Here is an 18,404-nt window from a genome sequence, read left to right as displayed (position 1 = left end):
CCCCATGAGCACCACCACGCACCACCAGGGCATCGGCATCGGGCAGGGTTCCGCGGTCGGCCCGGTCGCACGGATGGCGGCACCACTGCCCGCCCCGGACGATGCCGCCAGCACCCTCGACGTCGCGACGGAGACCACCCGCACCCGCGAGGCGCTCGCCGCCGTCGCCCGTGAGCTCGAAGCCAGGGGCGAGGCCGCAGGCGGCGCCGCACGCGACGTCCTCGAAGCCCAGGCCATGATGGCCGAGGACCCGACCCTCGCCGAGGAGATCGATACGCGCCTCGCCGACGGCAAGACCGCCGAGTTCGCCGTGCACGCGGCCTTCGCCTCGTTCCGCGACCAGTTGGCCGCCATGGGCGGGTACCTGGGTGAGCGGGCCGCCGACCTCGACGACGTCTCGCAGCGCGTCATCGCGAACCTGCTCGGCGTCCCCGCGCCTGGCGTCCCGAACCCAGGGCACCCCTTCATCCTCGTCGCCCGCGATCTCGCCCCGGCGGACACCGCGCTCCTCGACCTCGACCAGGTCCTCGGCCTCGTCACGAGCGACGGAGGCCCCACCTCGCACACGGCGATCCTCGCCCGTGAGAAATCGATCGTCGCGATCGTCGGCGTCACGGAGGCTGCGGATCTCGAGGACGGCACCGTGCTCGTCATCGACGCGGCCACCGGCACCGTCACCCCGAACCCGGACGCTGCGCTCGTCGCGGAGACCGAGCAGCGCATCGCCGACCGCCTCGCGATCGTCAGCGCCCCCGTCGTCCCAGGTGTCCTCGCCGACGGCACCCCCGTCCCGCTCCTCGCGAACCTCGGATCGGCCGAGCACGCCGATGATGCGGCTTCGCTCGGTGCGGAGGGCGTGGGCCTGTTCCGCACCGAGTTTCTCTTCCTCGACCAGGCCCTCGCGCCGACGGTCGAGCAGCAGCGCGTCCACTACGAGAAGCTCCTGAACGCGTTCCCCGGCAAGAAGGTCGTCGTCCGCGTCCTCGACGCAGGAGCTGACAAGCCCCTCGCCTTCCTCAACGACGCGCACGAGGACAACCCGGCGCTCGGACTTCGCGGCCTCCGCGCACTCCGGGCGAGCGAGGACATCCTGCGCGAGCAGCTCACCGCCCTCGCCCAGGCCGATGCGGCGACGTCAGCGGATCTCTGGGTCATGGCGCCCATGGTGTCGACCGTCGAGGAGACCGTCTACTTCGTCGAACTGTGCCGCGAATACGGTCTGAAGACGCCGGGGGTGATGGTCGAGGTCCCCTCGAGCGCGCTCCTGGCCGACCGTGTCCTCCAGCACGCGGACTTCGCGTCCATCGGCACGAACGACCTCACCCAGTACACGCTCGCCGCAGACCGGCTCCTCGGTTCGGTGGGCGCGTTCCAAGACCCGTGGCACCCCGCGGTCCTCCGTCTCGTCCAGCTCGTCGGTGAAGCCGGGCGACGACTCGGAAAGCCTGTGGGGATCTGCGGTGAAGCCGCGGCGGATCCACTCCTCGCCGTGGTGCTCACCGGGCTCGGCGCGACGAGCCTGTCCATGTCGCCGTCGGCTCTCGCCGACGTCCGGCACGCACTGAAGCAGTACACGACGGCCGACGCCGAACGGCTCGCACAGGCGGCGCTCGCCGCCGATAGCGCAGCCGGAGCCCGCGCGGCGGCAACAGCAGCAGCACACCCGAACACGACGCCGGAGGCGACCCCCACCGCCGACGGCTCGATCCCGAAGCCCGTCGCGGCCTCCACCGCGACCGGCGACAACACGAAAGAGGCAACATCATGACGACAACGACGTCCACACCACGGAAGCCGGGAGGTGTCCGGGTCGGTGTCCAGCGGTTCGGCACCTTCCTCTCCGGCATGGTCATGCCGAACATCGCGGCATTCATCGCCTGGGGTCTCATCACCGCGTTCTTCATCGCCACCGGCTGGCTGCCCAACGGCATCCTCGGCGGTTTCGGCGATGCCGGTCAGATCGGCTGGCAGGGCGCCGCCACGGCGCTCGCCCAGGCGCCTGACGGCACAACGTTCCAGCAGTACGTCGGCCTCGTCGGCCCGATGATCACCTACCTCTTGCCCCTCCTCATCGCGAACACCGGTGGCCGGATGATCTACGGTGAGCGCGGTGGCGTCGTCGCCTCCATCGCCACCATGGGTGTCATCGTCGGCAGCAACATCCCGATGTTCATCGGTGCGATGATCATCGGCCCGCTCGCCGCGTGGCTCATGAAGCAGGTCGACAAGCTCTGGGAGGGCAAGATCAAGGCCGGCTTCGAGATGCTGGTCAACAACTTCTCCGCAGGCATCCTCGGTGGTCTGCTCTCGGTCGGCGCCTTCTTCGGCATCGCGCCGATCATCGAAGCGGTCAGCAACTGGCTCGAGGGCATCGTCGACTGGCTCGTCGCCAACTCGCTCCTGCCGCTCGCGAGCATCTTCATCGAACCGGGCAAGATCCTCTTCCTGAACAACGCCATCAACCATGGCGTGCTGACCCCGCTCGGTGTGCAGCAGTCGGAGCAGTCCGGCAAATCGATCTTGTTCCTCCTCGAGGCCAACCCCGGCCCCGGCGTCGGCATCCTGATCGCCTTCGCAGTGTTCGGCGTGGGCATGGCACGCGCATCCGCACCCGGCGCGATCATCATCCAGTTCTTCGGCGGCATCCACGAGATCTACTTCCCGTACGTGCTCATGAAGCCGATGCTCGTCCTCGCCGCCATCGGCGGCGGCATGGCAGGTGTCGCAACGAACGTGGCGTTCAACACGGGACTGCGAGCACCCGCATCGCCGGGCAGCATCATCGCCGTGCTCATCCAGACGGCCCCGGACAGTTACGTCGGCGTGATCCTCTCGGTCATCGTCGCAGCGGCGGTCTCGTTCACGATCTCCGCGATCATCCTGCGGGCCAGCCGCAAGCGCGACCTCGCGAACGAGAACGCGGGCGACCTGACGGCGGCTGTCGCAGCGACCGAAGCCGCCAAGGGCAAGAAGTCCAGCGTCCTCGGCAACCTCGCCGCCGACAGCGCGGCGGCCGGCGCCAACGTCACCGAGGAGGGCCTCGTCGCCACCCTCGAGCGGAAGCCGATCAGGAACATCGTCTTCGCCTGCGACGCCGGCATGGGGTCCAGCGCGATGGGCGCGAGCGTCCTCCGCAACAAAATCAAGAAGGCCGGCATCGACGAGGTCACCGTCACCAACAAGGCGATCGCGAACCTCGAGGACGACATCGACCTCGTCATCACCCAGCGCGAGCTCACCGAGCGCGCGCAGGCCAGGACGCCGAGCGCCGTGCACATGTCCGTGGACAACTTCATGAACAGCCCCAAGTACGACGAGGTTGTGGAGTTGCTCCGCGAGGAGGGTGCACACTAGCCCCGGGATCGAATTCCCGCCGGCGAGTGCGAAGGGCGCTCGCCGGCGGGAACCCACCGGTTCCACACGCCCTTCACCGGGTGGGCCACCACCCACCCGCAACGAACGCAGAGGATGACATGACGTCGCAGGTTTTGACCCAGGAGCAGATCAAGATCGTCACCGAACCGGTGACGAAGGAAGAGGCGATGCGGCAGGCCGCCGACATCCTCGAAGCGGCCGGCGCGGTCACCTTCGACTACTACGACGCCATGCTCGCCCGCGAGCAGGCCGTCTCCACCTACATGGGCAACCTCCTCGCGATCCCGCACGGCACGAACGACGCCAAGGACGCGGTCCTGAAGTCCGCACTGTCCTTCGTCCGCTACGAGAACACGATCGACTGGGGCGGCGACGACGTCCGTTTCGTCGTCGGCATCGCCGGCAAGGACGGGGGTCACATGGAGATCCTGTCGAAGATCGCCATCATCTTCTCCGAGGAGGACGACGTCGAGAAGCTCCTCGCCGCATCCACCCCCGAAGAGCTCTACGCCCTGCTCGGCGAGGTCAACGAATGACGAAGGCCGTCCACTTCGGCGCGGGCAACATCGGCCGCGGCTTCGTCGGTCTGCTCCTCCACCAGGGCGGCTACGAGGTCGTCTTCGCCGACGTCAACGCCGGCCTGATCGATCAGATCGCCGCGGCTGACGAGTACACGGTGCACGAGGTCGGCGTCGGCGGGTCCGACACGGTCGTCACCGGGTTCCGCGCCATCAACAGCGCTGCGGACGAGGAGGCGCTCGTCGCTGAGATCGCGACCGCCGACATCGTCACGACCGCCGTCGGTCCCACGATCCTCCGTTTCGTCGCGCCCGTCATCGCACGCGGCCTCGACCGTCGTTCCGCCGACCTCGGCCCGCTCGCCGTCATGGCCTGCGAGAACGCGATCAACGCGACGGACCTGCTCGCGAGCGAGGTCCGTGCCGCCGTCGGTGAAGTCGCCTGGGAGTCGCTGTCCACGAAGGCCGTGTTCGCGAACACCGCCGTCGACCGCATCGTCCCGGGTCAGCCGGAGGGCCACGGCATCGACGTGACCGTCGAGACCTTCTTCGAGTGGGCCATCGAGTCGCCGGCGTTCGGCGGGAAGCTGCCGAACCTGCCCGGTGCGCACTTCGTCGAGGACCTCGCGCCGTACATCGAGCGGAAGCTCTTCACCGTGAACACGGGTCACGCGACGGTCGCCTATTACGGCGCGCGTGCCGGCATCGGTCCGATCTCCGAGGCGCTTGCGAACCCCGAGATCGCCGCAGCAGTCGCTCGTGTGCTCGAGGAGACGTCGAGTCTGCTCGTCGCGAAGCACGGCCTCGACGAGGACGAGCTGCGCGAGTACCGCGAGACGATCCTCACGCGCTTCGCGAACGTGCACCTGCCGGACACCGTCGAGCGTGTCGGTCGTCAGCCGTTGCGCAAGCTGTCTCGGACCGAGCGGTTCATCGGTCCGGCCGCTGAACTCGCCGAGCGCGGGCTGTCCTCCGCCGCGCTGGTCGACGCCGTCGGCGCAGCGCTCGAATTCGATGTCGCCGACGACGAGCAGAGCGTCGAGCTGCAGCACCTGCTCGGCACGCTCTCCGCGGAACGTTTCGTCGAGGACGTCACGGGTCTCGCTCCCGAGCACCCGCTGTACGCGGCGATTCTCGCGACCGTCTCCGCGCGCCAGTCGTCCCGCTGACCGCACGCGAACCCTTCGACAGGCTCAGGGACCGGAGACCCCACTGAGGAGATCCCCGGTCACTGAGCCTGTCGAAGTGCACACCCCTCCGACAGGCTCGGGGACCGGAGACCCCGGTCACTGAGCTTGTCGAAGTGCTCTGACGCCTAGAAGACCTTGCCGGGATTCAGCAGGTTCTGCGGGTCGAAGACCGCCTTGATCGACTGCTGCAACCCCAGTTGATCCGCGCCGAGCTCGTCGCCCAGCCACCGCTTCTTGAGCAGGCCGATGCCGTGCTCGCCCGTGAGCGTGCCGCCCAGGCGGAGCGCCGTGACGAACAGTTCATCGGCGGCCTGCCAGATGAGGTCCGGCACCTCCACACCGTCGAACACGAAGTTCGGGTGCAGGTTGCCGTCACCGGCGTGCGCGACCGTGGGGATCACGATGCCGTACTTCCGCTCGATCTCGGCGATCGCCTGGAACATGGCGGCGAGCTGGCTGCGCGGCACCGAGACGTCTTCGATGAGGGTCGTGCCGATGGCTTCGAGCGAGGGGTGCAGAGCGCGGCGGACGGCCAGCAGGTGCTCGCCCGTCGCGGCATCGGTCGAGAGCTCCGCGCGGCCGCCGGAGGCGACGAGGACCTGCGCGATGGCGGCCGCATCGGCTTCCGATCCGGGTCCGTCGGTCTGGATGACGACGTGCGTCTCGCCGACTGCGGGGGCCGGCAGCCGCAGATAGCGGTGGATCGCCGCGAGGGCGTTGGGGTCGATGAGCTCCATGATGGAGGGCTGCACGCCCGACGCCGTGACGGCCGCGGTGGCGGCTGCGGCTGCGACGACGCTCGGGAAGTATGCGGCGACGGTGGCGACGGCCCCGACGGGGATGCGACGGATGCGCACGGTCGCTTCGACGATGACGCCGAGCACTCCCTCGGAGCCGACCATGAGGCTCGTGAGGTCGAGGCCCGTGACACCCTTGACGCTGCGGTGGCCGAGGGTCAGCAGGCGCCCGTCCGCGAGGACGACCTTGAGGCCGAGGACCGCGTCGCGCGTCACGCCGTACTTGGCGCAGAGGAGTCCGCCGGCGCCCGTTGCGATGTTGCCGCCGACCGTCGAGATGGCGCGGCTCGCCGGGTCCGGAGCGAACCAGAGACCGCGCTCGCCGAGCAGCGCGTTGAAGTCGCCGTTGATGATGCCGGGCTCGACGACCGCGAGGAGATCGGGTTCGTTGATCTCGAGCACCCGGTTCATGGCGAGGGTGGAGAGGACGATCTCACCGGCGGACCCGAGCGCGCCACCGGCGAGCCCGGTTCCGGCGCCGCGTGTGACCACCGGGGTCCCGGTCGCGGTGGCGATCCGCATCGTCGTCTGCACGTCCTCGATCGAACGGGCGCTCACGACGGCGAGCGGAGGGGTCGGCGTCACATGTCCGGACTTGTCCGCGCGCGCGATCGTGAGGGCCGCGTCGTCGGTCGAGACGGCGTCGCCGAGCGCTGCGCGGAGCTGTTCGAGGACGGGCGCGGTCATGCCTGGACCCCCGCGATCGCCACGCCGTCCGCCCAGACGCTGCGGACGTTCCAGCCGTGGTCGAGGAGGACCGCGTCAGCCGCGCGGCCGACGGTGAGGCTGCCGAAGCGGTCCTGGAGGCCGAGGACGCGCGCAGGGGTCGCGGTGAGCGCTTCGACCGCGACGGCCGGAGCGACACCGATCTCGACGGCGAGGCGGAGTGCGTGGTCGAGGGTGAGCGTGGAACCGGCGATCGAGCCGCCCTCGACGAGGCGCGCGACGCCTTCGACGACGTCGACGTCGAGCGAACCGATCATGTAGCGGCCGTCGGCTGCACCGGCTGCGGCCATCGCATCGGTGATGAGGGCGACGCGTCCCGGGGCCTGGGCGAAGACGAGCTTGGCGACGTCCGGGTGCACGTGGTGGCCGTCGAGCACGAGTTCGAGCGTGACGCGCGGGTCCTCGAAGCTCGCGATGACCGGGCCGGGAGCACGGTGGTGGATGCCGTTCATGGCGTTGAAGACGTGGGTGACGAGGCGGGCGCCCCCGTCGAAGGCGCGGCGGGTGAGCGCCTCGTCGGCGTCGGTGTGTCCGACGGCCACGACGACTCCGGCCTCCACGAGGACCTCGATCGCTTCGAGTGCGTTGGGGAGCTCCGGCGCGATCGTGATCTGGAGGAGCGTGCCGCGCGAAGCATCGATCAACCGTTCCACGATGGCGGGTGCCGGCTCGATGAGGGCGGTCGGTTCGTGCGCGCCCTTCTTGTCGATCGAGAGGAAGGGGCCTTCGAGGTGCGCACCGAGGATGAGCGGGTCGGATGCCGTGAGGTCGGCGATCACGCCGAGGCTCCTGACGAGGTCGTCGACGGGGTTCGAGACGAGGCTGATGACCGAGCGGGTCGTGCCGTGCGCCCGATGGGTCGCGAGGCCGCCGAGGATGCCTTCTGCGCCGTCGTCGAAGGCGAATCCGCCGCCGCCGTGGCCGTGGAGGTCGATGAAGCCGGGCGTCAGCCAGCCGCCGTGCGCGTCGACGACCGTGGCGCCCGCGCCCGCCGCATCGGCGTGTTCTCGCCAACCGATGCCGGTGCCGGTCGCCGTGATGTCGCCGCCGGTTGAAGCGAACCAGAAATCGTCGACTTGGCCGTGGCCGTCGACCTTCTGTGCGGAGTGGACGATGAGGCTCATGCGATCTCCTTACGACCGTTGACCACGCCGCTCACGACGGCGACGAGTGCGAATGCGGCCGCGACGATCGGCAGACCGAGGTTCCACCACGCCAGTGCGGCTGCACCGAAGATGAACAGCTCCACGAGGGTGCGTCCGTAGAGGTCGATCTTCAGGACGGCCTTGGGGGAGAGGAACAGCGCCCACACGAGGATCGCGAGCACGGGCGCACCGATGCCGATGACGATGTTCCAGGGGAGCGGCCACGCCACGAAACCCCAGAACCCGAGGGTGAAGAATGCGACGATCTCGAGGAAGAACCTCAGGATGTCGTTCGGACCGATCTTCGTTGCGTCTGTTCGTTCTGGCACCAGCCGATTCTACCGGCGCGTGCCTCTGCCGCCGGTCGTCGCTCCGTGCGGATGCGCGCCGGAGGGGTGAACCGCCTACCGGAAGATGATCGTGCGTGCTCCGTCGAGGAGGACCCGGTCCTCCGCGAACCACTTGACGGCCTGCGTGAGCGTGCGGCTCTCCTCGTCCTGGCCGATCGCGACGAGTTCGGACGGGCTCCGCGAGTGGTCGACGCGGACGACGTTCTGCTCGATGATCGGCCCCTCGTCGAGGTCGCTCGTCACGAAGTGTGCGGTGGCGCCGATGAGCTTCACGCCGCGGGCGTGGGCCTGCTTGTAGGGGTTCGCGCCTTTGAAGCCGGGGAGGAAGGAGTGGTGGATGTTGATCGCCCGGCCGGCGAGGCGTTCGCAGAGCTCGGGGGAGATGATCTGCATGTACCGGGCGAGGACGACGAGCTCGATGTCGTGTTCCTCGACGACCTCGATGACGCGCGCTTCGAATGCTGCTTTGGAGGCCGCATCGGTGACGGGGATCGATTCGAACGGGACGCCGTAGAACGCGGCGAGGTCGCGGAGCGTGCCGTGGTTGCTGAGGACGAGCGGGATCTCGACGGCGAGCTGGCCGGCCCGCTGGCGGAAGAGCAGGTCGTTGACGCAGTGAGCGGCCGTTGAGCCCAGGACGAGCGTGCGGAGCGGGCGGCCGACGACGTCGAGCTTCCAGTCCAGGCCGTACTGCGCGACGACGGGTGCGAGGGCCGCTTCGAGGTCGGCGCGTTCTGCAGCCGATTCCACCTGGAGGCGCATGAAGAACCGGCCCGTGTCGTCGCTCGAGAACTGCTGGCTCTCCGTGATGTTCCCCTGTGCGGCGACGATCGCCCCGCTCACCGCGTGGACGATGCCCGGCTGGTCGTCGCAGATGATCGTGAGCACCCAGTGCACGTGGGCTGGGCGCGGCGTGGTGGCTTCGACGGTTGCTTCGGGAGGGGTCACGCATTCAGAATACTGGGCCGTGGAGCCTGTCCAGCCCCGCGCTGTCGACCGCGGGACGCTGTGACGCCGAAGGGATCACAGCGTCCCGGTGTCGGATCCGTTTTCCGGAGTCCTAGTGTGCACTCACCGGGCTCAACAGACCGAGTTCCAGTTTCATCTGCGGCGTGGTCGCCGGGCGCAGGTAGGTGCGACCCAAGGAGCTCTTGAAGGTGGAGCCGCCCCATTCGGCGGAGGTGAGATGTCCGTCGGCGGAGATCACCCACTGGTGCTGGGTGCTGCCGTCGCACTCCTCAGCGGTGACGGCGGCTGCCTCGGAAACGGGTGAGGCGGTCAGGCACAGGCCCTCGGCGCTGATCTCGCCGGTGTCACCCGCGGCCGGGGTGGTCCAGGTGCCGGCGGTCTGCCACGTCACGAGCCGGAGGTTGGCGTCGCTCGCCGAAGGAGCAGGCAGGAAGCCGTACAGCGTGCTCGTCGAGATGCGACTGAGCTCGACCATGCCTTCGAGACGGTCCGCCGCTGAGGCAGACGTTGCGGTCGACGTGGTTGCGGAGCCGAGTTCCGCGGCGTTGGCGGGGAGGGCGACGCTGACGGCGGTGAGGCCTGTGACGGCGGTGGCGATGAGGGCTTTGGTCAGTGTGTTCATGGGGTCTCTCTCTAGGGTGGCGCGGCCGGGTGACGAAGCGCCGAAGCAATCATGTAACCATAGTTGATGATCAGATACCAAATGATTTGTTATGTCTTGGGGCGTGGCAAGGTCGGGTCTCTCTTGCCTGCGGACGCGGCTCTTGTAGACTGATCGACGGTCGCCGGGTATCGGACGGCCCTGGGCGCGCACACCAGCGCGCAGACGAACTCGGCCGGGTGCACGTACCCCGGCGAGTGAACGCCATCGTTGGAATCAATCCGATGACCTCCTCTGTCACTTCCCCTTCCGGCGCGACGACGACCCCGCCTCCCTTCCCATGGACGGGTCTCCTCGCGCTCTCCGCAGCGACCTTCCTGTCCGTCACGGGCGAGATGATCCCGACGGGCCTCCTCCCCGAGATGAGCTCGGCGCTCGGCGTGAGCGAGTCCCAGATCGGCCTGCTGGTGAGCGTCTTCGCGTTCACCGTCGTCCTGACGAGCACACCGATCATCCACTTCACGGCGAAGGTGTCGAGGCACACGCTCCTCGTCACGGTCATCGCGATCCTCGGTGTGAGCACAGCGCTCGGCGCCATCGCCCCCAGCTATGAGCTGCTCCTCGCGACGCGGGTCATGGGCGGACTCGCCCACGGCGTGTTCTGGGCGCTCGTCGGTGCGTACGCAGCGCATCTCGTCCCCAAGGAGCAGATCGCCCGTGCGGTCGCCGTCACGGTAGCGGGCGGAACGCTCGCGTTCGTGCTCGGCGTCCCGCTCGGCACCGCGCTCGGGCACGCGCTCGGGTGGCGGCTCGCGTTCGGGGTGCTCGCGGGGCTCATGATCCTCGGCGCGGCGCTCGTCTGGTGGAAACTGCCGACGGTGGACCGTGAGGAGTCGACCGCCGCGAAGGGCGCCGTGTCGACGGGACGGGACCCGAGCATCAAGCCGGTCGCGATCGTCTGCATCGCGGTCGCCATCATCATGATCGGCCACTACAGCTTCTACACGTACATCGCCCCGTACCTCATCGACCAGGTCGGCATCGACCCCGGACAGCTCAGCATCCTGCTGCTCGTCTACGGTGTCGCGGGAGCGATCGGCCTGCTGCTGACGGGCACGGTGTTCGCGAAGCACGCGACGGCCGGCCTCTTCAGCGCCCTCATCGTGTCAGCGCTCTCGGTGACCGCTCTCGCTCTCCTGAGCGGCTGGATGCCCGGTGCGATCATCGCCTTCTTCATCTGGGGCGCCGCGTTCGGAATGCTTCCGCCGCTCATGCAGACGCGGTTGCTGCACGCCGCGAGCCCTCGGATCCGCGATGCCGCGAACGCGTTCTACACGACGGCGTTCAACACCGGCATCGGTGGCGGTTCGGCGGTCGGCGCTCTGCTCCTCGACAAGGTCGGGCTCCACGTGCTGCCCTGGGTCTACGTCGGACTCTTCATCGTGGCCGGTCTGCTGCTCGGTACGTCGAGCCTCGTGACGAGGCGTCGCGCTCTGTAACGGACTATTCCACCGAGAAATCGACGGCGGTCGCCGGACCAGATCGGTTCCCGTCGACGTACTCGAGGACGACGTGGCGGGGACGCGCGCCCGGGAAGTTGACGAGCAGGGAGCGGGTTCCGGAGGCATCGAGTTGCAAGGGCTGAGCGCCGACGTCATTTCCTCCGGAGGTGAGCCGCACGTATTTTCCGGGTGCTCCACTCATGACGAGGGTTCGATTCGATCCCTCTTGCACCGTTTCCCCAGGGCTCACCCCGGTCAGCACCGGCGCCGCGACCGTCGTGACCGGTACGGCCACGGACACGGGCGAGGGGAGCTTGGTCTTCGGGTCCGTCTGTCTGGCGCCCAGGGTCCCATCGCCTTCGGGGAGGCCCGCGACCGTCACGGTCCAGGCGCCGAGGTTGTCAGCGGTGGTCGTAGCGACCGTGGAGCCGTCCTTCGCGAGGATGTCGATGGGCGCGTTCGGGACGGCGCCCGTTCCGGAGAGGATCGGCCAGACGTAGCCGTTGCCGATGTCGATGGACGGCTCCGCGAGGGCGGCCGGCGGGTCCACATGGGGGATCGGCGGGTCGGTCGGAGGGATCACGGGCGGGACCACCGGCGGCACGACGGGCGGGTCCACGGGAACGACCGGCACCTCTGGCGCGACGGTCGGTTTCGTCACGGGGGTCTTCGGCTCGGTCGGCTTCGGCGTCGCTGGAGGGTCGGAGGGTGCTGGTGATGCCGGCGGCACGGTGGGAGCGGTCGTCGGTGCGGTCACCGGCGGCACGACGGACGTGCCACCCTGCGGATCCGGTGCGGTCTGCTCGCTCGCACTCGTGTCGGTCTCCGGAGCCGCGGGGAAGACCATCGGTCCGAGGACGAGCGCCGCTGCGGTCCCGGCCGCGATGACACCGCCGACGATCGCGGCGATGATCCCGCCGGACAGTCCTGCCGCCGCACCCGCACCCGCGCCGCCCGCTGTTCCTCCAGCCGCGCCGCCGCCGGAACCGGCGCCAGATCCGGCACCTGCGCCTGCGGTCGCGGACAATCCCGTCGCCGCAGCCCCGCCGTGGGCGGCGCCGGCACCGTGCATGGCGACCGCCGCTCCGCCCGTGACCGTGAGCGGCATCGCTGCGGCGACCGCGCTCGACTGCGCGCCCGTCTGCAGCCAGGCCGTGTAGCCGAGTGCTCCGGCCGTGCCCGCCACGAGCGGGAGCAGGACGAGCGCCATGCGTGAGCCGACGTCCTTCGCTTCGGCGGCGACGATCATGCACCTCGCGCACTCGTCGAGGTGGGCTTCGACCTTCGTGGTGTCGCGGGCGCCGAGGTTGCCGCGGGCGTAGGAGCCCAGCCGGCCGATCGTGAACGCGTGATCGGAGTCGTCGTCGACCGACTTCAGGTGCGCCTGGATCCAGGCTTCGCGGAGCCCTTCGCGGGCCCGGTAGGCGAGGGCGGCCACGGAGTTGGCCTTCATGCCGAGGAGCGGAGCCACTTCGGCCGGCGTCATCTGCTCGATCTCCGTGTACCAGAGCACCTCCTGCCACCTCGTCGGCAGGCTGCGGAAGGCGCGAGCGCTGAGACTGCGGTCGAGCGCGTCGATCGATGCGTCAGGGCTCGATTCCGGGTCCTCGAACGAGTCGAGGGTGTCGAGGGAGGTCTCCCGGCGCGCGCGTCCCCACGCCGCCGCCGTGTTCCGGATCGTGGTGAAGAGGTAGGGGCGGAACGCGCCGGTCGGTCCCTTGCCCTTGTTGATGGCCTGGTAGATGCGGGCGAACGATTCGGAGACGAGGTCGTCCGGATCGATGCTCGACGTCACGGATCGCGCGACCGTCCGGCCCGCGCGCGAGTGGCGGCGCCAGAGTTCGGCGAACGCGTTCGTGTCGCCGCCGCGCGAGCTCTCGACGAGCTCGACGTCGGATTGCTCGGTGCTCGAGTGCTCGGTGCTGGCCGGCGTGGTCGTGCCGTCCGTGGTCATGGGGCCTCCGGATTCGTGGGGTGTGGACGACATGCGTCCAACCGAGAGAGCCGAAACGCGTCGGTTCATGACGCCGACTCTTCAATGTTGCCAGGGAAAGCCCAGAAAACACCTGTTGCGCAAAATTGTCAGAAGTTCGTGATGAAGTCGCGTCATGATCCCGAGGCGCCCGCATCTCTCAGGGTGAAGGAGAAGCCAGCGCGGAATCGACCCACTGGGTCGACGCGACTGAGATGTTCCATGAACGCACCCGATCTCATGCTGTGGCTCGTGGCGATCGCCACGACGTCCGCTGCGGCGCTCTTCGTGACGTCTGCAGTGCTCCGCCGACCCCGGTATCGGAGGTCGCCCGAGTAACTGCACACGGTGACCGTCCCTAGACGGTCTCGGCTCGCGACATTCGGCCGTAGCGAGTCGCACGCCTGACAGCCCGAACTGTTCCAGGCTTCGGCGGGAGTGGGGGAGCAGCGATGCTCTACCCGCCGATCACGGTCGGGGGTGATGCCCGGGGGCGGGCATCACCCCCTTCTCTCTGTCTGCGCTCGTGCTCTGCCAGCGCGTTCAGATCGTGCCAGCGCATTCAGATCGTGTCCGCGGCGTCGGCCGGAGGTGCTCCCGTCGCCTCACCCGCCCGCATCCGCCGCTTCCGGCGGAACGCTCGCTCGTCGCCGAGGACGACGATGAGGAGCACGAGGTTCGTGAGCCAGTTGAGGGCGAGAGGCGTCGCCAGCCCGTGCCCTGCGACGAGGAGCAGGAGCGCGAGCATCCCGATGAGGTGCGAGACGAGCCACGGGCCACCCGTCGCCCGCTTGAACAGCAGATTCCCGAGCAGGTAGACGAAGGCGCCGCCGCAGATGATCCCGGCGGTCCAGAGATCCGCGCCCGTCGCACCCCCCGCGAGGTGTTCGCCGGCCGTGCCCCCGCCGCCTTCGCCGCCTCCGCCGAACGGGTGCAGCAGCACGATCTCGTCGGCGACGGCGGTGAGGAGCACGCCCAGCACGACGAGGACGGGGATGTAGGTGTACGCGACCTGCGCGATGAGGCCTCGTTCATCCGCCCCCGAGATGTAGTCGCTGCCCTCCTCCTGCCCGTGGTTGAAGTAGAGCAGCCACATCAGGACGGTGCTCGCGAACGCTGCGAGGAACGCCGATGCCGTCGTCCAGCTGAGCGGTTCGGCGGAGAAGGCGCTGCCGGTGACGATGATCGATTCGCCGAGCACGATGATGACGAAGAGGCTCACCCGTTCCGCGAGGTGCTCGCCCGTGACGTCCCACGCGTGCAGGTCGGAGCGACCGAGTCCAGGCACCCAGAACCTGGCGCGCGGGCCCGCATAGTCGATGGCGACGGCGACGAGCCAGATCCAGATGCGCTGCTCGTCGGACGCCAGGGCTCCCGTGATCCAAAGTGTTCCCGAGACGGCCAGCCAGATGCTGATCCGCACGAAGTTCACGGCGTGCGCCCGCCGGTGCTCGCGGAGGAACGCGATCATCGTGAACACGCTCCGGCCCACCTGCATTGCCGCGAGGGAGCACGCGAACAGGAGCCCCCGATCGCCGAACGCCTCCGGGATGGCGCTCGACATGAGCAGCCCGAGGAGCATGAGCACGATAAGCATGCCGCGGACGGGTCCGCTCTGCGGGTTGAGCCAGTTGGTGACCCATGCCGTGTCCGACCAGATCGACCACACGGCGAGGGTGAGCACGATCGTGTGCAGGAGCGTCGTCGCATCCTGGTGGGCGATGAGGGAGTGGGAGATCTGCGTGATCGCGAACACGAACACGAGGTCGAAGAACAGCTCGACGAAGGTGACGCGGTGGGCGTCGCCGCCGGTCGTCGGTCGGAGCAGCCTCGTGATCACCATGGCCACATGCTACTCAGCAGGCGTCACCGCCCCGCCCCGCCCCGCACCGGTCCGGGTGCGGGTGCGGGGCGGTGGAGGTCATGCCTTCGGCGACCAGTCCACCTCGGGCGAGCGGTGGAATGCGACGCCGGCCGCAGTCCAGTCCTGGCCCAGTTCCGCGAGACGGCTGCGGAACTCGGACCAGTCCTTCGGTCCTGCCGCGGACCAGCCCGTCTCGGCGACGGAGGCGAGGCGGGGGAAGACGAGCGATTCGATGTCGGCGCTCGAGACGACCGTCTCGGTCCAGAGCGGTGCTTCGACGCCGAGGATGTCCTCCTCGGTGACGCCTTCGACGATCGCCGCGGGATCCCAGCCGTAGGACGCCTCGACGGAGGTGGGGCCCTCCGCCCAGGTGAGGCCGAGGGGGAAGTCCTCCGTGTACTTCATGTCGACGTACGCGACGTCGGCGGGCGACATCACGGCCTTCCCGCCCTGGTCGACGAACGAGCGGAGCTCCTCGGCGTGACCCTCCTGCGGCACGAGGTAGTTCCAGTACTGGCCGATCGTGCCGGGCACGAGCGCGGGGGACTTGCCCATCTCGTGCCAGCCGATGACGGTCTTGCCGGTCGCGGCGGCGATGCCGGTGGCCTGCTCGACGAAGGCGAGGAAGTCCTCCGGCTTCGTCGCGTGGGACTCGTCGCCGCCGATGTGGAGGAACGGTCCGGGGGTCGCCGCCGCGACCTCGCCGAGCACCTCGGTGAGGAAGCGCTCGGTGATCTCCGCGCCGATCGTGAGCGTCGAGAAACCGACCTCCGTGCCCTCGTAGGGCGCCGGCGCCACGCCGTCGGCGTTGAGCTCGGCGTAGGAGGCGAGCGCCGCATTCGTGTGTCCCGGCACGTCGACCTCCGGGACGATCGTGATGAAGCGGGCCGCCGCGTAGTCGACGATGGCGCGGTAGTCGTCAGCCGTGTAGAAGCCGCCCTTCCCGTCCTTCGCACCGTTCACGTTGGTGCTCGCGCCGACGCCCGTGAGCTCCGGCCAGCTGTCGATGTGAAGGCGCCACCCCTGGTCGTCGGTGAGATGCAGGTGCAGGACGTTGATCTTGAGCGCGGCGATCTGGTCGATGAAGCGCTGGACCTGCGCGACCGTGAAGAAGTGGCGCGCGACATCGAGCATCGCCCCGCGATAGCGGAATCGGGGCGCATCCTCGACGGTCGTCGCCTTGACCGTCCACGCGACGGCCTGGACCCGGGGGCTCCAGTTCGCGGCCGGGAGCAGCTGACGAAGCGTCTGGACGGCGGCGAACGCGCCGGCGGGCTCTGCCGCGACGATGTCGACGCCCGACTCGTTCGCGCTCAGCCGGTAGGACTCGTCCTCGGCGAGACCCGTGCCGGCCTGAACCGATGCCGGTCCAGCCGTGATGCGGATGTCGTGCTCACGCCCGTCGGTCGGTTCATCCTCGGCCCGGACGACGGCCAGCGGGTACCCGGTCGACGTGCGGAGTGCGCTCGCGAGCAGATCGGCGACCGACGCGGCATCGGGCGAAGCGATGATCCTGCTCGCCGACGTGAGCGTGAACGGTGCCGATGCGGCATCGACGACGACGCTCGCGGGCTGGGGGATGACACGTGCCATGGGTGAAGACCTCCGGATCGGTGGGTGAGGCGGACGGTTGTTGCGTGGTTGGTCGTGCGGGCGTGCGGCGGTGAGGACACCGCCGCACATGATTTTGCGCGGCGTGCGTGCAAACCCCGTCGGCTCATGATTGCACGGGGTCGGCGCGACCCGCCAGAGTCCGGTGGCACCCCGTCTGCACCCCGTCGACCGGTGGACGCGGTGCGCTCCGCTGCTATGCTGGCCGGGTCGCAACTGGCGTATAGAGGGGGCTTCGGCTCCGTCTCAGATGGGCTCACCATCGGGGAGCGACCCTGCACCTTTTCAGAGGGCGGATTCGGCCGCACGCCTGGGCCGAGACGAAGAACCTACAATCGTCATGTCCGCCGCTGTCACAAAGGAGCAAGTCTTGTCCGACACGTTCAACGCGCCTCTCTCCGAGGTCGACCCTGAGATCGCTGCCGTCCTCGAGCAGGAACTCGGTCGCCAGCGCAACACCCTCGAGATGATCGCGAGCGAGAACTTCGTTCCGGTCTCCGTCCTGCAGTCGCAGGGCAGCGTCCTCACCAACAAGTACGCGGAGGGCTACCCCGGTCGCCGCTACTACGGCGGATGCGAGTTCGTCGACATCGCCGAGTCGCTCGCCATCGAACGCGCCAAGAGCCTCTTCGGCGCCGCGTACGCGAACGTCCAGCCGCACTCCGGCGCAACGGCCAACGCCGCCGTGCTGTCCGCGATCGCCACGCCCGGCGACACGATCCTCGGCCTCGAGCTCTCGCACGGTGGCCACCTCACGCACGGCATGAAGCTCAACTTCTCCGGCAAGCTCTACAACGCCGTGTCCTACGGCGTCGACCCGGAGACCTTCCTGGTCGACATGAACGTCGTCCGCGACAAGGCCCTCGAGCACAAGCCGCAGGTCATCATCGCCGGCTGGTCCGCGTACCCGCGCCACCTCGACTTCGAGGCGTTCCGCGCCATCGCAGACGAGGTCGGCGCGAAGCTCTGGGTCGACATGGCGCACTTCGCCGGTCTCGTCGCAGCGGGCCTGCACCCGTCGCCCGTCCCGTACGCCGACGTCGTCTCCTCCACGGTGCACAAGACGATCGGCGGACCGCGTTCCGGTTTCATCGTCAGCCGCGACACCGAGCTCGCCAAGAAGCTCAACTCCAACGTGTTCCCCGGCCAGCAGGGCGGCCCGCTCATGCACGTGATCGCCGCCAAGGCGACCGCGTTCAAGCTCGCGGCCACGGCTGACTTCAAGGACCGTCAGGAGCGCACCATCCGCGGCGCTCGTCTCCTCGCCGACACGCTCACGTCCGACGCGTCGAAGGCCGCCGGAATCGACGTGCTCACGGGCGGCACCGACGTGCACCTCGTCCTCGCGGACCTGCGCACCTCCAAGCTCGACGGCCAGCAGGCCGAGGACGTCCTCCACGAGGTCGGCATCACGGTCAACCGCAACTCGGTTCCGTTCGACCCCCGCCCGCCGATGGTGACCTCGGGTCTCCGCATCGGCACGCCGGCCCTCGCGACGCGTGGCTTCGGCGATGTCGAGTTCGCAGAGGTCGCCGACATCATCGGTCTCGCACTCCGTCAGGAAGCCGAGATCGGCGCATTGCGCGAGCGCGTCACGGCGCTCGCCGAAGCGTTCCCGCTGTACCCCGGCCTCCAGCAGTAGTCGGTGCGGTTCCGGCCGTCGAGCGCGTCTCGGCGGCCGGTTCCCTCCGCCCGGTCACCGGGCCCACCCTCCGGTCGCTGAGCCTGTCGAAGTGCTCAGCCGTCTCCGGTCACTGAGCCTGTCGAAGTGCTCAGCACCCGCA

Annotated in this window: 14 protein-coding genes and 1 riboswitch; of the genes, 6 read left to right on the top strand and 8 right to left on the bottom strand. The window is 69.0% G+C overall.

The genetic code is table 11. The features are described from left to right. Positions 1-4 precede the first annotated feature (4 nt). From ptsP to ACQ3HB_RS11155, 4 genes are all read left to right on the top strand, one after another. Positions 5-1,768, top strand: a complete 1,764-nt coding sequence (ptsP, locus tag ACQ3HB_RS11170) for a phosphoenolpyruvate--protein phosphotransferase (protein ID WP_430920126.1) — start codon at positions 5-7, stop codon at positions 1,766-1,768. Next, on the top strand, positions 1,765-3,354 hold the full coding sequence (locus tag ACQ3HB_RS11165; RefSeq protein WP_430920125.1) for a PTS mannitol transporter subunit IIBC: 1,590 nt from the start codon (positions 1,765-1,767) through the stop codon (positions 3,352-3,354). The genes ptsP and ACQ3HB_RS11165 overlap by 4 nt, the downstream gene beginning before the upstream one ends. Before the next feature lie 119 nt (positions 3,355-3,473). After that, entirely contained in the window at positions 3,474-3,911 is a 438-nt protein-coding gene (locus ACQ3HB_RS11160) for a PTS mannitol transporter subunit IIA (RefSeq protein WP_430920124.1), read from the top strand. Next, complete coding sequence (locus ACQ3HB_RS11155) at positions 3,908-5,062, top strand: mannitol-1-phosphate 5-dehydrogenase (protein WP_430920123.1); 1,155 nt, start codon at positions 3,908-3,910, stop codon at positions 5,060-5,062. Before ACQ3HB_RS11160 ends, ACQ3HB_RS11155 begins: the two co-directional genes overlap by 4 nt. A 146-nt stretch (positions 5,063-5,208) precedes the next feature. Here ACQ3HB_RS11155 and ACQ3HB_RS11150 read toward each other — a convergent pair whose 3' ends face one another. From ACQ3HB_RS11150 to ACQ3HB_RS11130, 5 genes are all read right to left on the bottom strand, one after another. Beyond that, positions 5,209-6,567 (bottom strand): FAD-binding oxidoreductase, encoded by a 1,359-nt coding sequence (locus tag ACQ3HB_RS11150; protein ID WP_430920122.1) that lies wholly within the window; start codon positions 6,565-6,567, stop codon positions 5,209-5,211. Next, on the bottom strand, positions 6,564-7,730 hold the full coding sequence (gene nagA / locus ACQ3HB_RS11145; RefSeq protein ID WP_430920121.1) for an N-acetylglucosamine-6-phosphate deacetylase: 1,167 nt from the start codon (positions 7,728-7,730) through the stop codon (positions 6,564-6,566). Before nagA ends, ACQ3HB_RS11150 begins: the two co-directional genes overlap by 4 nt. Then, the gene (locus ACQ3HB_RS11140; protein WP_430920120.1) at positions 7,727-8,080 is read right to left on the bottom strand and encodes a YrdB family protein; all 354 of its coding nucleotides are present in this window, start codon (positions 8,078-8,080) and stop codon (positions 7,727-7,729) included. The genes nagA and ACQ3HB_RS11140 overlap by 4 nt, the downstream gene beginning before the upstream one ends. Positions 8,081-8,155: 75 nt before the next feature. Continuing rightward, positions 8,156-9,049, bottom strand: coding sequence for a formyltetrahydrofolate deformylase (gene purU, locus ACQ3HB_RS11135; RefSeq protein ID WP_430920119.1), 894 nt, complete (start codon positions 9,047-9,049; stop codon positions 8,156-8,158). Between the two features lie 112 nt (positions 9,050-9,161). Further along, complete coding sequence (locus tag ACQ3HB_RS11130; protein ID WP_430920118.1) at positions 9,162-9,692, bottom strand: hypothetical protein; 531 nt, start codon at positions 9,690-9,692, stop codon at positions 9,162-9,164. Positions 9,693-9,955: 263 nt separating this feature from the next. Here ACQ3HB_RS11130 and ACQ3HB_RS11125 point away from each other — a divergent pair, with 263 nt between their 5' ends. Then, positions 9,956-11,170 (top strand): MFS transporter, encoded by a 1,215-nt coding sequence (locus ACQ3HB_RS11125; RefSeq protein WP_430920117.1) that lies wholly within the window; start codon positions 9,956-9,958, stop codon positions 11,168-11,170. Positions 11,171-11,174: 4 nt separating this feature from the next. Here the strand turns inward: ACQ3HB_RS11125 and ACQ3HB_RS11120 are convergent, their stop codons facing one another. From ACQ3HB_RS11120 to ACQ3HB_RS11110, 3 genes are all read right to left on the bottom strand, one after another. Then, positions 11,175-13,127 (bottom strand): sigma-70 family RNA polymerase sigma factor, encoded by a 1,953-nt coding sequence (locus ACQ3HB_RS11120; protein WP_430920116.1) that lies wholly within the window; start codon positions 13,125-13,127, stop codon positions 11,175-11,177. A 580-nt stretch (positions 13,128-13,707) separates the two neighbouring features. Continuing rightward, complete coding sequence (locus tag ACQ3HB_RS11115; protein ID WP_430920115.1) at positions 13,708-14,988, bottom strand: low temperature requirement protein A; 1,281 nt, start codon at positions 14,986-14,988, stop codon at positions 13,708-13,710. A 78-nt stretch (positions 14,989-15,066) separates the two neighbouring features. After that, positions 15,067-16,602 carry a family 20 glycosylhydrolase gene (locus tag ACQ3HB_RS11110; RefSeq protein ID WP_430920114.1) on the bottom strand — a complete coding sequence of 512 codons (1,536 nt, stop codon included), beginning with the start codon at positions 16,600-16,602 and terminating at the stop codon, positions 15,067-15,069. Positions 16,603-16,822: 220 nt separating this feature from the next. After that, positions 16,823-16,943, top strand: a riboswitch (ZMP/ZTP riboswitch). Between the two features lie 17 nt (positions 16,944-16,960). Here ACQ3HB_RS11110 and glyA point away from each other — a divergent pair. Beyond that, complete coding sequence (glyA, locus tag ACQ3HB_RS11105; protein ID WP_430920113.1) at positions 16,961-18,262, top strand: serine hydroxymethyltransferase; 1,302 nt, start codon at positions 16,961-16,963, stop codon at positions 18,260-18,262. Positions 18,263-18,404: the final 142 nt, after the last annotated feature.

Origin of the sequence: Plantibacter lichenum (assembly GCF_050587525.1) — a bacterium.
GTDB lineage: Bacteria > Actinomycetota > Actinomycetes > Actinomycetales > Microbacteriaceae > Plantibacter.
The sequence above is the reverse complement of the archived record's forward strand: the minus strand, read 5'-3'. Positions and strand labels throughout refer to the sequence as shown.

Excerpts from the sequence above, each read along its gene's own strand:
- ACQ3HB_RS11125 (WP_430920117.1), top strand. The coding sequence starts at position 9,956 with ATGACCTCCTCTGTCACTTCCCCTTCCGGCGCGACGACGACCCCGCCT.
- ACQ3HB_RS11130 (WP_430920118.1), bottom strand. The coding sequence starts at position 9,692 with ATGAACACACTGACCAAAGCCCTCATCGCCACCGCCGTCACAGGCCTC.
- ACQ3HB_RS11120 (WP_430920116.1), bottom strand. The coding sequence starts at position 13,127 with ATGACCACGGACGGCACGACCACGCCGGCCAGCACCGAGCACTCGAGC.
- glyA (WP_430920113.1), top strand. The coding sequence starts at position 16,961 with ATGTCCGCCGCTGTCACAAAGGAGCAAGTCTTGTCCGACACGTTCAAC.
- nagA (WP_430920121.1), bottom strand. The coding sequence starts at position 7,730 with ATGAGCCTCATCGTCCACTCCGCACAGAAGGTCGACGGCCACGGCCAA.
- ACQ3HB_RS11165 (WP_430920125.1), top strand. The coding sequence starts at position 1,765 with ATGACGACAACGACGTCCACACCACGGAAGCCGGGAGGTGTCCGGGTC.
- ACQ3HB_RS11150 (WP_430920122.1), bottom strand. The coding sequence starts at position 6,567 with ATGACCGCGCCCGTCCTCGAACAGCTCCGCGCAGCGCTCGGCGACGCC.
- ACQ3HB_RS11115 (WP_430920115.1), bottom strand. The coding sequence starts at position 14,988 with ATGGTGATCACGAGGCTGCTCCGACCGACGACCGGCGGCGACGCCCAC.
- ptsP (WP_430920126.1), top strand. The coding sequence starts at position 5 with ATGAGCACCACCACGCACCACCAGGGCATCGGCATCGGGCAGGGTTCC.
- ACQ3HB_RS11160 (WP_430920124.1), top strand. The coding sequence starts at position 3,474 with ATGACGTCGCAGGTTTTGACCCAGGAGCAGATCAAGATCGTCACCGAA.
- ACQ3HB_RS11110 (WP_430920114.1), bottom strand. The coding sequence starts at position 16,602 with ATGGCACGTGTCATCCCCCAGCCCGCGAGCGTCGTCGTCGATGCCGCA.
- ACQ3HB_RS11155 (WP_430920123.1), top strand. The coding sequence starts at position 3,908 with ATGACGAAGGCCGTCCACTTCGGCGCGGGCAACATCGGCCGCGGCTTC.